We start from the raw sequence: 13,854 nt of genomic DNA on the forward strand, positions 1-13,854 counted from the left end.
GGGCACGACGAAGGCCCCGGCTCGCAGGAGCCGGGGCCTTCCAGGTGGTGCGCGATACTGGGTTCGAACCAGTGACCTCTTCGGTGTGAACGAAGCGCGCTACCACTGCGCCAATCGCGCTCACTGCTCGAAAACCATAACCCACATCCCGGCCGGGGGCCAATTCGGGCGGCGAGGCGCTGGTTCCAGCCCGCCGGGGGGCAGATCCGGGGTCCGACCCGGGGTGACCGCGGGTCGGCGGACCCGGTCTCGCCGCGGCGCCCGGGACGCTCCTGGGGGCGGTTCCCGGGAGGATTTGGCGTTTCGGAAATCGGTCCCGTAAAGTCTCCACCTGTCAGGAACACCGACGGATTCCGGCGAGCGGAACGGCTGCACAGCCGTCCGGGAGCCACGATCCGCGATCCTGGCACGCCCCGCCCCGGTGCGAACGGCACCGGAACGGGTTGTGCTAGAGTTCCTGTTCGGAAGATCGAGAGATCGACCGAGAGCAAGACATGCGGACGTAGCTCAGCTGGTAGAGCACCACCTTGCCATGGTGGATGTCGCGGGTTCGACTCCCGTCGTCCGCTCGCAGTGATCGGCATGAACGATGTCGTGACCGACGGCCCTGTCCGTGAGGACCAGGTCCCGGTGGGGTGGCCGAGTGGTTAGGCAGCGGCCTGCAAAGCCGTCTACGCGGGTTCGAATCCCGTCTCCACCTCGGTGCACACCCACCACGCTCGACGGTCCCCTCGGGTACCGCCGGTCGAGCGCGATTGGCGCAGCGGTAGCGCGCTTCCCTGACACGGAAGAGGTCACTGGTTCGATCCCAGTATCGCGCACCACCTGGAAGGCCCCGGCTCCTGCGAGCCGGGGCCTTCGTCGTGCCCGGGCCCCGGCCGCCGCCGCGTCGCGTGTCCGAGGCGGTCGGTAGCGTGCGGGCCAGGACCCGTCGGCGGCGGGCCCGCCCCGGACCCGGGGCGCGACGAGGGAGAGGCGACGAGCAGCGTGACACAGCCCAGGCTGGCGGAACAGACAGAGTACGGACGGATGTACGCGAGGTCCGTCGCGGACCAGGCGACCGTCCCCTCCATCACCACGGTCCTCTCCCGGGCCGCCACGGACCTGGACGGGTGGTACGGCTACTCCGCCGCGCAGGCCGCGGTGCGGGACGACCGGCTGCGCGCGGCCCTGGGCTCGCCGGCGCAGCTGCGCGCCGTGGTGCGGGACGCGGCCAAGGCCGCCGAACGGCACCGCGACGAGGCGGCGGCGCGCGGGGACCGGGTGCACACCTACGCCGAGCAGATCGCCCTGCGGGCCCTCGGGAAGCCCCACCGCGCCGCGGACGCGCGGGCCGCCCTCGCGGAGCACGGCGAGGAGCGCTTCGCCTCCCGCTTCGACGAGTGGTGGGACCTCTACGCCCCCGAACCGCTCGCGGTGGAGGTCACGGTGTGGAACTCCACCGTGGGCTACGCCGGAACCCTCGACCTCGTGGCCCGGATCGCCGGCAAGGTCTGCCTGATCGACTACAAGACGAAGGGCACGGACCGGGACGGGCGCGTGAAGTCGCTGGACCCCAAGGTCGTGACCCAGCTCGTGGCCGGGCTCAAGGCCGAGGAGTCCCTCGTGGACGCCGAGGCCGGGACCTGGGAGCCGTGGGCCTACGGCGGCGCGGACCTGCTGCTGGGGGTGGCGATCGGCGAGACGGAGGTCGTGCCCGTGCAGGCCGTCCCCGCGGTGCTCGAGCAGCACTGGTACAAGTTCTGCGCCCTGCACCGGCTGTGGACGCAGGAGACGGCCCTCGCCGCGGCGGGTCCGGCGCTGCGCCCCGTGCCGCCGCCACCGCTGCGCGAGCAGCCGTAGGGGCCGCGGCGTCCCGGGTGCCCGCCGGGACACGGGCGGCCCGTAGACTTGCCGGGTCGAGAGCGAGGTCCCGCCATGTCCGTCCTGCCCATCCGCACCATCGGTGATCCCGTCCTGCGCACCCGCGCGGAGGAGGTCACCGCCTTCGACGACGCCCTGCGCCGCCTCGTCGCGGACATGCACGAGACGATGCTGGACGTCGGCGGCGTCGGCCTCGCCGCGCCCCAGGTCGGCGTCAGCGTGCGGCTGTTCACCTGGGCGGTCGAGGGCAGCGAGGGCCACGTGGTCAACCCGGTCCTGGAGCTGGGCGAGGAGCCCCAGGACGGCGGCGAGGGCTGCCTCTCCGTCCCGGGCCTGGCCTACGACACCCCGCGCCGGAACTGGGCCCGGGTCACCGGCCTCGACCAGCACGGCGCCGCCGTGACCGTCGAGGGCACCGGCCTGCTGGCCCGCTGCCTGCAGCACGAGAGCGACCACCTCGACGGGCGGCTCTACGTCGACCGGCTGGCCGGCGCCGCGCGGAAGGACGCGCTGCGCGCCATCCGCGCCGCCGACTACGACGGCGTGGTGCGCGGCGTGACCGGCCAACGCGCCGCGCACGTGGGCAGCTCCTTCGGCGTCGGCCCCTCCGGCTCGGCCTTCGGCGCCGGCCCTTCCCGCCCGGCCTGAGCCCGGCCCCGTCCCCTCCCGTCAGGAGATTCGTGAAGATCCTCTACGCCGGCACGCCGTCCGTCGCCGTGCCCGCCCTCGTCCACCTCGCCGAGCGTCCCGACGTCGACATCGTGGCCGTCCTCACGCGCACCGACGCCCCCGTGGGGCGCAAGCGGGTGCTCACCCCCTCGCCCGTGGCCGAGGAGGCCGCCCGCCGCGGCCTGCCCGTGCTCAAGGCCAACCGGGTGGACGCGGAGCTGACCGAGCGGATCCGGGCCCTGGGCGCGGACGTCGCCGCCGTCGTGGCCTACGGGGCCCTGGTCCCGCAGGCCGCCCTGGACGCCGTGCCGCACGGCTGGATCAACCTGCACTTCTCGCTGCTGCCGCAGTGGCGCGGCGCGGCCCCCGTCCAGCGCGCCCTCATGGCCGGGGACACGGTGGTCGGCGCCAGCACCTTCCTGCTGGAGGCGGGCCTGGACACCGGGCCCGTCGTCGGCACCATGACCGACGAGGTCCGTCCCGACGACACCGCCGGGACGGTCCTGGAGCGGCTGTCCCGCACCGCGGCGCCGCTGCTGGCGGACTCCCTGCTCGCCGTGGTCGACGGCTCCGCCCGGCCGGCGCCGCAGCAGGGGGACGTGAGCCACGCCCCGAAGCTCACGGCCGAGGACGGACGGGTCCGCTGGACGGACCCCGCGGTGGCCGTGGCCCACCGGGTGCGCGGGGCGACCCCCGAGCCCGGGGCCTGGACCCGGTTCGACGACCGCCGGCTCAAGCTGGAGCGCGTGCTGCCCCGGCCCGACGTCCGGGACGTCGCCCCGGGCCGGTGCGTCCTGCGCGGGGACGCGGTGCTCGTGGGCACGGGCTCCTACGCGGTTCAGCTCACCCGGGTGCAGCCGGCCGGGAGGACGACCATGGAGGCCGCCGCCTGGGCGCGGGGCCGCAGCACGGAGGACGAGGTGGTGTTCGAGTGAGCGAGCGCGAGGACGGGCGGCACGGAGACCGGAGGGCGGACCGCGACCGGCGGCCGGGGGGCGCACGGCGCAACGCGCGGGGGCACGAGCGCAACCGGCGGGCGCAGTCCGAGCGCGCCTTCTCCTCCGCGGCGCCCGCGGGGCGGACGCGGCGGGCCGACCCGGCCCGGCTGGCGGCCTTCGAGACCCTGCGCGCGGTCTCCGAGGAGGGCGCCTACGGCAACCTCGTGCTGCCGAAGCTCGTCCGCGCCCACCGCCTGGACCGGCGGGACGCGGGCTTCGCCACGGAGCTGGCCTACGGGGCGCTGCGCTGGCAGGGCACCTGGGACGCGGTGCTCGCCCGCTGCGTCGACCGCCCCCTCGGCGAGCTCGACGGCGCGGTCCTCGACGCCCTGCGCCTGGGCACCCACCAGCTGCTGGCCATGCGGGTGCCCGACCACGCGGCCCTGGACCAGACCGTGGGTCTCGTCCGGGCCGTCGTGGGGGCCGGCCCCGGCGGGCTCGTCAACGCGGTGCTGCGCAAGGTCGCGGCCCGGGACCTGTCCGGGTGGGTCGCGGAGCTGACCGCCGACGCCCCGGACGCGACCGCCCGCCTCGGGCTGGCCCACGCCCACCCGGCGTGGGTGGTCCGGGCCCTGCGCCAGGCGCTCACCGCCCACGGCCGGGACGCCGCCGAGATCGAGTCCCTGCTCGAGGCGGACAACGACGCCCCGGTGGTCAACCTCGTGGCCCTGCCCGGCCTCGGGGACCTCGACGAGGCGATCGCCGCCGGCGCGGAGCGGGGGAGGCTCGTGCCGGACTCGGCGCTGAGCAGCGGCGGCGACCTGCACCGGCTGGGCTCCGTCCGCGAGGGCGGGGTCCGCGTCCAGGACGCCGGGTCCCAGCTCGTGGCCCGTGCGCTGGTCGCCGCCGGCGAGGGCACGGACGACGACGGGGCCGGCCGCTGGCTGGACCTGTGCGCCGGCCCGGGCGGGAAGGCCGCCCTGCTCGCGGCCCTGGCCGACCGGCAGGGGGCCCACCTGACGGCCAACGAGGTGGCCCCGCACCGGGCCGAGCTCGTGCGCCGGGCCCTGCGCCCGGTCCCGGAGCGTGCCTGGACGGTGCGCACCGGGGACGGTCGCGGCACCGACGAGCTGCTCGGCGGCCGTCCCGCGGCGGAGACCGGCTTCGACCGGGTGCTCGTCGACGCCCCGTGCACGGGCCTCGGCGCGCTGCGCCGCCGCCCGGAGTCCCGCTGGCGGCGCAGCCCCCGGGACCTGGCCGAGCTCGGACCGCTGCAGCGGGAGCTGCTGCACGCCGCCCTGGACGTCGCCCGTCCGGGAGGCCTCGTCGCCTACGCGACCTGCTCTCCGCACGCCGCCGAGACCCTCGCCGTGGTCCAGGACGTGCTGGCCGGCCGCGAGGACGCCGAGCTGGTCGACGCCCTGGCGCCGGTCCGGGCCGCGGCCCTGCCCGGCAGCCTCGACGGGGACCGCGACCCGTCCCGCCCCTGGGAGGGGACCTCCGGCCCCGCGACCGTCCAGCTGTGGCCGCACGTGCACGGCACCGACGCCATGTTCCTGGCCCTGCTGCGCAGGCGCTGACGCCCCGACCGACCACCCCACCAGGAGTCTCCGTGTCCCGAACCTGCATCCACCCCTCGATCCTCTCCGCCGACTTCGTCAACCTCGAGGCCGAGCTGGGCCGGATCACCGCCGCCGACGCCGTGCACGTGGACGTCATGGACAACCACTTCGTCCCGAACCTCACGCTGGGCATGCCCCTCGTGGAGCGGATCCTCGCCGTCAGCCCCCTCCCGCTGGACGTGCACCTGATGATCGAGGACGCGGACCGCTGGGCCGCCGGCTACGCCGAGCTCGGCTGCGAGTCGGTCACGTTCCACGCCGAGGCCGCCCGCGCCCCGCTGAAGCTGGCCCGCGAGCTGCGCGCCCACGGCGCCCGGGCCGGGATGGCCCTGCGTCCCGCGACCCCGGTGGAGCCGTACCTCGACCTGCTGCCGGAGCTGGACATGCTGCTGGTCATGACGGTGGAGCCGGGCTTCGGCGGCCAGGCCTTCCTCGACGTCACGCTGCCGAAGATCCGCCGGGCCGCCGAGGCGATCCGGTCGGGCGGGGGGCGGGTCGCCCTGCAGGTGGACGGGGGGATCACCGAGGAGACCATCGTGCGCGCCGCGGAGGCGGGGGCCGACACGTTCGTGGCGGGCTCGGCCGTCTACGGCGCCGAGGACCCCGGGGCCGCGATCACCGCCCTGCGCGGGGCGGCCCGCTCGGCCCAGGGCTGAGCCGGCCGGACACGGGCCGCCGGCGGCACGCCCTGTGTCATAATCGGGGCACGAACAACGTGTTCCGGGGTCGGTGCAAGTCCGAACCGGCGGTCACAGTCCGCGAACCGGACGACCACGCCCGTGCGGGCGCCCAGCGCCTGCACCGACGGGTCGTCCGGCCGAACCGGTGGAACTCCGGTACCGACAGTCACAGTCTGGATGGAAGGCAACACGTTCAACGGCCCTCGTGGCGTGCCGTCGACGGCATCCGCCGCGGCGCCGTCCGGACCCGCGGGTCCCGGCGGCGGCACCGTTGTCCTGCGCCCCGGAACCACCCGGGAAAGGACGACGCGATGGACCCGCAGCACCGGACCGGCGACGACGCCGAGCGGTCGCTCATGCGGACCGCCCTGCACGCGGCCGCGCGCGGCCCGCGCGGGGCCAACCCCCTCGTCGGAGCCGTGCTCGTCGACGCCGCGGGCCGCGTCCTGCACGTCGGCCACCACCGCGGTGCCGGCACCGACCACGCCGAGGTCGACGTCCTGGAGCGTGCCGCGTCCGCCGGCACGGAGCTGTGCGGCACCACCATGTACGTGACCCTCGAGCCCTGCAACCACTGGGGCCGCACGGGCCCGTGCGCCGAGGCGATCGTGGAGGCGGGCGTCCCCCGCGTCGTCTACGGCGCGCCGGACCGCACGGCCGCCGCCGCCGGCGGTGCCGCCACCCTGCGCGCCGCGGGCGTCGAGGTCCGCTCGGGAGTCCTGGCCGAGGAGGCGGAGCGGCTCAACGACCGCTGGGGCGAGACCGTCCGGGCCCAGCGCCCCTTCGTGACCCTCAAGGTCGCCCAGACCCTCGACGCCCGGATCGCGGCCGCGGACGGGACCAGCCGGTGGATCACGTCGTCGTCGGCCCGCGAGCACGGCCACGACCTCCGCGCCCGGGCCGACGCCGTGCTCGTGGGCAGCGGCACGCTCCTGGCCGACGACCCCCGGCTCACCGCCCGCACCGGCGACGGCGGCGCCGTCCCGCGGCAGCCCCTGCGCGTGGCCATGGGCCTGCGCCCGGTGCCCCCGGACGCCGCGATCCGCGGCACCGACGGGCGCTTCCGGCACGTCGCGACCCACGACCCCCACTCCGCCCTGGCCGAGCTCTACGACGCCGGCGTGCGCCACGTGCTGATCGAGGGCGGGGCCACCGTGGCGGCGGGCTTCCTGCGCGCGGGACTCGTCGACGAGCTCAGCCTCTACCAGGCGCCCCTCGTGCTCGGGGCGGGTCGGCCGGCCTTCGAGGAGCTGGGCGTCGGCACCCTCGCGGACGCCTCCCGGTGGCGGCTCGACCCCGCCGGTGGCGGACCCGTCCAGCAGTTGGGCCCCGACCTGTGGATCCACCTGCGGCCCGCCCCGCCGGGCTGAGCACCCCCGGGCCGCGGGGAGCCGCGGCCCGGGACTCCCGCGGCCGGGGCACCGGCAGGACCGGGCAGGAACCGATCAGAGACCGACCAGAGACCGACAGAGATCAGAGGAAGCACCGCATGTTCACAGGAATCGTCGCCGGCCAGGGCACCGTGCGCTCGGTCGAGCCCCGCCCGGACGGCACGAGCGCCCGCCTGCTGGTGGACGCCGGGCCGCTCGTGGCGGACCTGCCGCACGGCGGCTCCCTCGCCGTCAACGGGGTCTGCCTCACCGCCACGCGCACCGAGGAGATCGGCCCGGGCCAGTTCCTGGCCGACGTCATCGGCGAGACGCTCGTGCGCACCACCCTCGGGGCGCTGGCCGCCGGGGACACCGTGAACCTGGAGCGCTGCGTGCCGGCCGGCGGCCGGCTCGACGGGCACGTGGTGCAGGGCCACGTGGACGGCACGGGCACCGTCACGGACCGGGAGGACCTGGGGGAGTGGGAGCGGGTGCGCATCCGGGTGCCCGCCGACCTGGCCCCCTTCGTCGCCGAGAAGGGATCGGTCGCCGTGGACGGGGTGTCCCTCACGGTGACGGCGGTGAGCGCGCCGGGTGCCGCGGAGCACTGGTTCGAGGTCGGCCTCATCCCGGCCACGCTCGCAGAGACCACCCTCGGACGCCGCCCCGTCGGCGCGTCCGTCAACCTCGAGGTCGACGTCCTCGCGAAGTACGCCCAGCGCCTGCTGGCCTTCGCCCGGACCGACAGCACCCCGGCGCCCCCGACGGCCCGGCCCACGGCAGGAGAAGGAGCATGATGCGGACCAGCAGCACCCACGAGGGAACGGGCCGGACGGCGGACGGGACCACGGGGGAGGGAGCGACGGAGGAGATCCGGCTCGACCCCGTGGCCGCGGCCGTCGAGGCGATGGCCCAGGGCCGGCCGGTCGTCGTCGTGGACGACGCCGACCGGGAGAACGAGGGCGACATCGTCTTCGCGGCCGAGCACGCGACGCCCGAGCTGATGGGCTTCACCGTCCGGCACACCTCCGGGGTCGTGTGCGTGCCCATGACGGGGGTGCGGGCCGATGCGCTGCGGCTGCCCCCGATGGTCGACGTCAACGAGGACTCGAAGGGCACCGCCTACACCGTCACCTGCGACGCCCGCCTGGGGGTCAGCACCGGCATCAGCGCCGCCGACCGCGCGCTGACCGCCCGGGTGCTGGCCGATCCCGCGGCCGGGCCGGGGGACATCACCCGGCCCGGGCACATGCTGCCCCTGCGGGCCGCCGACGGCGGGGTCGCCGTGCGCCGCGGGCACACCGAGGCCGCCGTCGAGCTGTGCTCCCTCGCCGGGCTCGAGCCGGTCGGCGTGATCGCCGAGCTCGTCCACGACGAGGGCGAGATGATGCGCCTGCCCGCCCTGCGGGTCTTCGCCGACCGGCACGGGATCCCGCTGGTGAGCATCGAGGACCTGGCCGCGCAGCTGCGGGAGGGCCGCCGATGAGGCCGGACGCCCCCCTGGTGAGCTCCGAGCCCGTGGTCGTGCCCACGCCCGAGGGCCGGTTCGAGGTGATCGGCTGGCAGCTACCCGGCGGGCCCGGGGGCCCGGTGGCCGAGCACCTCAGTCTCACCGCGCCGTCCTCCGACCGTGTGCCCGTGGGCCGGCCGCCGCTCGTGCGGCTGCACTCCGAGTGCCTCACGGGTGACGTCTTCGGGTCCTACCGGTGCGACTGCGGGCCCCAGCTGCACCTCGCGCTGCGGCGGATCGCCGACGACGGCGGCACCCTGCTCTACCTGCGCAACCACGAGGGCCGGGGGATCGGCCTGGTCAACAAGCTGCGCGCCTACAAGCTCCAGGACGGCGGGGCGGACACGGTCGAGGCCAACGAGCTGCTCGGCCTGCCGGCCGACGCCCGGGACTACACCGCCGCGGCGGCGATCCTGCACCGGCTCGGGCTGACCCGGATCCGGCTCCTGAGCAACAACCCGGCCAAGGCCGAGCGCCTGGGCGACCTGGGCATCGACGTCGTCGCGATGGTGCCCAACGAGGTGCCCGCCCGCCCGGAGAACCACGACTACCTCGTGACCAAGCGGGACCGCATGCGGCACCGCCTGCGCCACGTCGACGACACCGTCGCCCACCGCGGCGCGGCCGCCGAGGCCGCCGACGGCACCACCGACGGCACCACCGACGGCACCACCGACCGCACCACCGACCGCACCACCGACAGCACAGGAGACCTCACCCCATGAGCGGACACGGCGCCCCCGACATCGACCTCAGCACCGACGACGCGAGCGGCCTGCGCGTCGCCGTCGTCGCCTCGAGCTGGCACACGCAGATCATGGACGGGCTGGTCGACGGCGCCCGCCGCGCGCTCGCCGACGCCGGCGTGCGGAACGCGACGGTCGTGCGGGTGCCCGGCAGCTTCGAGCTGCCGGTCGCCGCGGCCCGCCTCGCCCCGGGCCTCGACGCCGTGGTGGCCCTCGGCGTGGTGGTGCGCGGCGGCACCCCGCACTTCGACTACGTGTGCTCGGCGGCCACGCAGGGCCTCACGGACGTCTCGGTGCGCACCGGCGTGCCCGTGGGCTTCGGCGTGCTCACCTGCGACACCGAGCAGCAGGGGCTCGACCGGGCCGGGCTCGAGGGCTCCCAGGAGGACAAGGGCTACGAGGCCACGGCCGCCGCGGTGCGGACCGCGCTGCTGCTGCGCTCCCTCGGAGTCTGAGACCGGCGTCGCGCGCCGCGCCGGCCCGGGCCGGTCGGGAGGCCGTCGCGGACGCATTACCCTGGTAGTCGTGAAAACCTTCGAGACCCTCTTCGCCGAGATCAGCGACAAAGCCGTGACCCGACCGGAGGGCTCCGGCACGGTCCGGGAGCTCGACACCGGCGTGCACGGCATCGGCAAGAAGGTCGTCGAGGAGGCCGCCGAGGTCTGGATGGCCTGCGAGTACGAGACGCCGGAGCAGGCCGCGGAGGAGATCTCGCAGCTGCTGTACCACCTGCAGGTGATGATGGTCGCGAAGGGCCTGCGGCTCGAGGACGTCTACCGCCACCTCTGAGCGCGCCGCCGCACCGTCCCGCCCCACCGAACGTCCTGAGCCGAGAAGGAACCCCATGCTGCGTGTCGCAGTGCCCAACAAGGGCGCCCTGTCCGAGTCCTCCGTCACCATGCTCAAGGAGGCCGGCTACCGGCAGCGGCGGGACTCCCGCGAGCTGGTGCTCGTGGACCCCGAGAACAACGTCGAGTTCTTCTACCTGCGCCCCCGCGACATCGCGGTGTACGTGGGCGGGGGCATCCTCGATGTCGGGATCACCGGCCGGGACCTGCTCCTGGACTCGGGGGCCCGCGCGGACGAGGACCTCGGCCTGGACTTCGCCCGGTCCACGTTCCGCTTCGCGGGTCCGGCGGGGGAGTTCTCCTCGATCGCCGAGCTCGCGGGCCGCCGGATCGCCACGAGCTACGACGGCCTGCTGCGCGACTACCTCGCCGAGCGCGGCGTGGACGCCTCCGTGGTCCGCCTCGACGGCGCCGTGGAGTCCTCCATCCGGCTGGGCGTGGCCGACGCGATCGCCGACGTCGTGGAGACCGGCAACACCCTGCGCGCCGCGGGCCTGCAGGTCTTCGGGGACCCCATCATGACGTCCGAGGCGCTGCTGATCCGCAGCCGGGCGGCCGCCGAGCCCGAGGGCCTGGCCGTGCTGCGGCGCCGCCTGCAGGGGGTGCTCGTGGCCCGGCAGTACGTGCTGATGGACTACGACGTGGCCGAGGAGTTCGTCGAGGCCGCCACCCAGATCACCCCCGGCATGGAGGGGCCCACCATCTCCCGGCTCGGCCGCGGCAACGCCTGGGCGGTCCGCGCCATGGTCCCCAAGTCCGAGACGAACAAGGTCATGGACGCCCTCTACGACGTCGGGGCCCGCGCCATCCTGGTCTCCCCGATCCAGGCCGCCCGGATCTGAGCCGTCCTTCCCGCCCCATCCCCGCAGCCGAGGAGGTGCCGCCCGTGGGCGTTGCCGTACGTGTCATCCCGTGCCTGGACGTCGACGCCGGTCGAGTCGTCAAGGGCGTGAACTTCGAGAACCTGCGCGACGCCGGGGACCCGGTGGAGCTCGCCAAGCGGTACAACGAGGCCGGCGCGGACGAACTGACGTTCCTCGACGTCACGGCGTCCTCGGCGGCCCGGGCGACGACCTTCGACGTGGTCTCCCGCACCGCGGAGCAGGTGTTCATCCCGCTTACCGTGGGCGGCGGCGTCCGCGCGGTCGCCGACGTGGACCGGCTGCTGCGCTGCGGCGCGGACAAGGCCTCCATCAACACCGCCGCGGTCGCCCGCCCCGGGGTCATCGACGAGATCACCGGGCACTTCGGCAGCCAGGTGCTCGTCCTCTCGCTGGACGCCCGGCGCACCGGCAACACCGCCTCCGGCTTCGAGGTCACGACCCACGGAGGGCGCACCCTGACCGGTCTCGACGCCCTCGACTGGGCGCGGGAGGCCGAGGACCGCGGCGTGGGCGAGATCCTGCTGAACTCGATGGACGCGGACGGCACCCAGGAGGGCTTCGACCTGGAGATGATCCGGGCCGTGCGCGCCCGGGTGCACGTGCCCCTGATCGCCTCGGGCGGGGCCGGGGCCGCCGAGCACTTCCCGCCCGCCGTCGACGCGGGCGCCGACGCCGTGCTCGCCGCCTCGATCTTCCACTTCGGGCCCGTCCACGCGATCGCCGAGGTCAAGGACGCGCTGCGGGCCGCGGGCCACGAGGTCCGCTGACAGGCACCGTGGCCCGGGACGTCCACCCGGCGTAGAGTCGACAGTGAGCTGACGACAGTCGCTCGACAGGCCGACCCGAAGGAGAGTCCACCGTGGGACTGAACAGCATCATCAGGAGCGTCACCGGTCGTGCCGGGGGGACCACCGGTCGTGCCGCCGGAGGACGAGGCGGAACCCGCGGGATGAACGCCGCGGGCCAGGCGGGCGCGGGCAGGTCCGGCGGCCGCGGCCTCGGCGGCGTGCTGCGGGGACTCCTCAACCGCCGATAGCGCCCCGCGCAGGAGCGGTCCCGTCCCGGGGCCGCTCCTGCGCCCGTCGAGGACACCGATGACCACGCCCGAGACCTCAGGACCGCAGGAGGCCGCCCGCCCCGCGGCGGACCCGGTCCACCGGACCTCCTTCGCCACGCACGACGCCGACCGGGGCATCGCGGCCATGTCCGAGCTCTACACCGGTCTCGGCATGCGGGCGCCCACCGACGGCTCGTTCGAGCTGCGGATGGCGGCCACGGCGGTCGGCCCGCTGCTCGCCCACCGCTTCCGGCTGTCCACCTCGGAGTCCTCCGGCACCGGCGACGTCTCGGGCACGTACTCGGTGGTGCACGTGCTGACCGGGCACCTGACGGTGAGCGCCGGTCGGCAGACCGTCGCCACGCCGCTGCCGTTCCTGCTGCCGCAGGGGGTGTACGGCGGCCGGTGGGAGGGGCTGCTCGAGCTGAGCACGGTGGTCCTGGACGCGAGCTCCGTCGAGGAGACCGCGCGGGACCTGCTCGGCGTGCCGGGCTTCGACCTGCGCTTCACCGGCAGCATGCCCGTGTCCCCGCAGATGGCGCGGCACTGGCTCGCCCAGGTGCGGCATGTCCACCGGGACGTGCTGCCCAACACGGAGGCCCTGCGCACGCCCCTGGTGCGGGGGCAGGCGTTCCGGTCGCTCGCCGCGGCCCTGCTGCACTGCTTCCCGAACACCTTCCTGGCACAGCCGGCGCCGCGGGAGAGCGCCCCGGCGCTGCCGGGGCAGGTGCGCCGGGCGGTCGCCTTCGTCGACGAGCACCTGCACGAGGACGTCGGGCTCGCCGAGATCGCGGCGGCGGCACGGATGAGCCCCCGCGGGCTGCAGGCCGCGTTCCGCCGGGAGCTCGGCCGCACCCCCGTCGGCTACCTCCGCGAGGCCCGCCTGGACGCGGCCCGCCAGGACCTGCTCGGCGCCGACCCCGCGGCGGGCGGGACGGTCGCGGCCGTCGCGGCGCGCTGGGGCTTCGCCCATCCCGGGCGCTTCGCGAGCGCCTACCGGGCGCGGTTCGGGGAGCCGCCCGGCGCCACGCTGCAGCGCTGAGCCGGCGGGGTCAGGTCCCGTCCCGGCACGTCGCGTCCAGCCAGTCCCGCACGGGCCCGAGCGCCTCGTCCAGCGCCTGCCCGTCGAAGCGCGCCGACGGGTCCTCCGCGAGCGCCTCGCCGTAGGAGTCGACCAGCAGCTGCACCCGGGCGTAGTCCGCCGCCAGCGCCGGCGGGGCGTCGCCGCGCACGCCCTCGACCTCGTCCTCGACGTCCTGGACCTCCGCCACGGTCGGTCCCGCCGCGAGGCCGGCCGGGAGCAGGGCGAGCACCAGGAGGTCGTCGGCGACCGCCGCGCACGCCTCGCGCCGGTCCGGATAGGCGCCCCACGGGCCGTCCGGGGCGGGCGATCCGGCGGGGGAGGTCGCCGGCGCCGCCGTGGGCGCCTCGGCCGTGGCGGGGCCGGCCGTGGGGCGCGGTCCGCCGGGATCCCCGCACCCGCCCAGCAGCGCGACGGCGAGCACGGCCGCCGCCGCGCCGGGGGCCGCCCGTCGTCCCGCCGTCGTCCTCGGATGCATCGTCTCGGTGTCCCGCCCGCCGTTGCCGCACTGGTCCTGCTCCCACGATAGGCCTCGCCGGCCGGGCCCGGGCGGAGCCCGGGGAAGGACGCAGGGCGGCACCGACGA

The 13,854-nt window shown here is 75.8% G+C and carries 15 protein-coding genes, 4 tRNA genes and 1 riboswitch; of the genes, 17 read left to right on the forward strand and 2 right to left on the reverse strand.

What is annotated here, in order from left to right; all coding sequences use genetic code 11:
* Positions 1-45: 45 nt before the first annotated feature.
* Positions 46-120: transfer RNA gene (locus tag ACFU0Y_RS06100), tRNA-Val, on the reverse strand.
* Positions 121-496: 376 nt separating this feature from the next.
* Between ACFU0Y_RS06100 and ACFU0Y_RS06105 the strand changes: the two genes are divergently transcribed.
* From ACFU0Y_RS06105 to ACFU0Y_RS06185, 17 genes are all read left to right on the forward strand, one after another.
* Positions 497-569: transfer RNA gene (locus ACFU0Y_RS06105), tRNA-Gly, on the forward strand.
* 60 nt (positions 570-629) lie between these two features.
* Positions 630-700, forward strand: a tRNA-Cys gene (locus tag ACFU0Y_RS06110).
* 49 nt (positions 701-749) lie between these two features.
* A tRNA-Val gene (locus ACFU0Y_RS06115) sits at positions 750-824 on the forward strand.
* A gap of 163 nt (positions 825-987) precedes the next feature.
* Positions 988-1,842 (forward strand): cytochrome, encoded by an 855-nt coding sequence (locus ACFU0Y_RS06120; RefSeq protein ID WP_380213567.1) that lies wholly within the window; start codon positions 988-990, stop codon positions 1,840-1,842.
* A gap of 75 nt (positions 1,843-1,917) precedes the next feature.
* Entirely contained in the window at positions 1,918-2,511 is a 594-nt protein-coding gene (gene def / locus ACFU0Y_RS06125; RefSeq protein ID WP_380213568.1) for a peptide deformylase, read from the forward strand.
* Positions 2,512-2,543: 32 nt separating this feature from the next.
* Positions 2,544-3,467, forward strand: coding sequence for a methionyl-tRNA formyltransferase (fmt, locus tag ACFU0Y_RS06130; protein WP_380213569.1), 924 nt, complete (start codon positions 2,544-2,546; stop codon positions 3,465-3,467).
* Entirely contained in the window at positions 3,464-5,050 is a 1,587-nt protein-coding gene (locus ACFU0Y_RS06135; protein ID WP_380213570.1) for an RsmB/NOP family class I SAM-dependent RNA methyltransferase, read from the forward strand. The genes fmt and ACFU0Y_RS06135 overlap by 4 nt, the downstream gene beginning before the upstream one ends.
* Before the next feature lie 32 nt (positions 5,051-5,082).
* Positions 5,083-5,748, forward strand: a complete 666-nt coding sequence (rpe, locus tag ACFU0Y_RS06140) for a ribulose-phosphate 3-epimerase (RefSeq protein WP_380213571.1) — start codon at positions 5,083-5,085, stop codon at positions 5,746-5,748.
* Positions 5,749-5,803: 55 nt separating this feature from the next.
* A riboswitch (FMN riboswitch) is annotated at positions 5,804-5,967 on the forward strand.
* A gap of 116 nt (positions 5,968-6,083) precedes the next feature.
* Positions 6,084-7,142, forward strand: a complete 1,059-nt coding sequence (ribD, locus tag ACFU0Y_RS06145; RefSeq protein WP_380213572.1) for a bifunctional diaminohydroxyphosphoribosylaminopyrimidine deaminase/5-amino-6-(5-phosphoribosylamino)uracil reductase RibD — start codon at positions 6,084-6,086, stop codon at positions 7,140-7,142.
* Positions 7,143-7,261: 119 nt separating this feature from the next.
* Entirely contained in the window at positions 7,262-7,939 is a 678-nt protein-coding gene (locus ACFU0Y_RS06150) for a riboflavin synthase (protein WP_380213573.1), read from the forward strand.
* On the forward strand, positions 7,939-8,628 hold the full coding sequence (ribB, locus tag ACFU0Y_RS06155; protein WP_380213592.1) for a 3,4-dihydroxy-2-butanone-4-phosphate synthase: 690 nt from the start codon (positions 7,939-7,941) through the stop codon (positions 8,626-8,628). The genes ACFU0Y_RS06150 and ribB overlap by 1 nt, the downstream gene beginning before the upstream one ends.
* Positions 8,625-9,377: a GTP cyclohydrolase II gene (locus ACFU0Y_RS06160; protein ID WP_380213574.1), complete on the forward strand. Its 753-nt coding sequence runs from the start codon at positions 8,625-8,627 to the stop codon at positions 9,375-9,377. Before ribB ends, ACFU0Y_RS06160 begins: the two co-directional genes overlap by 4 nt.
* Positions 9,374-9,853 carry a 6,7-dimethyl-8-ribityllumazine synthase gene (ribH, locus tag ACFU0Y_RS06165; RefSeq protein ID WP_380213575.1) on the forward strand — a complete coding sequence of 160 codons (480 nt, stop codon included), beginning with the start codon at positions 9,374-9,376 and terminating at the stop codon, positions 9,851-9,853. Before ACFU0Y_RS06160 ends, ribH begins: the two co-directional genes overlap by 4 nt.
* A 70-nt stretch (positions 9,854-9,923) precedes the next feature.
* Positions 9,924-10,187: a phosphoribosyl-ATP diphosphatase gene (locus tag ACFU0Y_RS06170; RefSeq protein ID WP_380213576.1), complete on the forward strand. Its 264-nt coding sequence runs from the start codon at positions 9,924-9,926 to the stop codon at positions 10,185-10,187.
* A gap of 55 nt (positions 10,188-10,242) precedes the next feature.
* The gene (hisG, locus tag ACFU0Y_RS06175) at positions 10,243-11,088 is read left to right on the forward strand and encodes an ATP phosphoribosyltransferase (RefSeq protein ID WP_380213577.1); all 846 of its coding nucleotides are present in this window, start codon (positions 10,243-10,245) and stop codon (positions 11,086-11,088) included.
* 44 nt (positions 11,089-11,132) lie between these two features.
* A complete protein-coding gene (hisF, locus tag ACFU0Y_RS06180) occupies positions 11,133-11,897 on the forward strand; it encodes an imidazole glycerol phosphate synthase subunit HisF (RefSeq protein WP_380213578.1) in 765 nt (254 codons plus the stop codon).
* A gap of 327 nt (positions 11,898-12,224) precedes the next feature.
* Positions 12,225-13,229 carry a helix-turn-helix domain-containing protein gene (locus tag ACFU0Y_RS06185; RefSeq protein WP_380213579.1) on the forward strand — a complete coding sequence of 335 codons (1,005 nt, stop codon included), beginning with the start codon at positions 12,225-12,227 and terminating at the stop codon, positions 13,227-13,229.
* A gap of 10 nt (positions 13,230-13,239) precedes the next feature.
* Here the strand turns inward: ACFU0Y_RS06185 and ACFU0Y_RS06190 are convergent, their stop codons facing one another.
* The gene (locus ACFU0Y_RS06190) at positions 13,240-13,746 is read right to left on the reverse strand and encodes a hypothetical protein (RefSeq protein WP_380213580.1); all 507 of its coding nucleotides are present in this window, start codon (positions 13,744-13,746) and stop codon (positions 13,240-13,242) included.
* Positions 13,747-13,854 lie beyond the last annotated feature (108 nt).

Source organism: Kocuria sp. NPDC057446, assembly GCF_042802875.1.
Taxonomy (GTDB): Bacteria; Actinomycetota; Actinomycetes; order Actinomycetales; family Micrococcaceae; genus Kocuria.

Excerpts from the sequence above, each read along its gene's own strand:
- hisG (WP_380213577.1), top strand. The coding sequence starts at position 10,243 with ATGCTGCGTGTCGCAGTGCCCAACAAGGGCGCCCTGTCCGAGTCCTCC.
- ribB (WP_380213592.1), top strand. The coding sequence starts at position 7,939 with ATGCGGACCAGCAGCACCCACGAGGGAACGGGCCGGACGGCGGACGGG.
- def (WP_380213568.1), top strand. The coding sequence starts at position 1,918 with ATGTCCGTCCTGCCCATCCGCACCATCGGTGATCCCGTCCTGCGCACC.
- ribD (WP_380213572.1), top strand. The coding sequence starts at position 6,084 with ATGGACCCGCAGCACCGGACCGGCGACGACGCCGAGCGGTCGCTCATG.
- ACFU0Y_RS06150 (WP_380213573.1), top strand. The coding sequence starts at position 7,262 with ATGTTCACAGGAATCGTCGCCGGCCAGGGCACCGTGCGCTCGGTCGAG.
- ACFU0Y_RS06190 (WP_380213580.1), bottom strand. The coding sequence starts at position 13,746 with ATGCATCCGAGGACGACGGCGGGACGACGGGCGGCCCCCGGCGCGGCG.
- ACFU0Y_RS06160 (WP_380213574.1), top strand. The coding sequence starts at position 8,625 with ATGAGGCCGGACGCCCCCCTGGTGAGCTCCGAGCCCGTGGTCGTGCCC.
- ribH (WP_380213575.1), top strand. The coding sequence starts at position 9,374 with ATGAGCGGACACGGCGCCCCCGACATCGACCTCAGCACCGACGACGCG.
- ACFU0Y_RS06185 (WP_380213579.1), top strand. The coding sequence starts at position 12,225 with ATGACCACGCCCGAGACCTCAGGACCGCAGGAGGCCGCCCGCCCCGCG.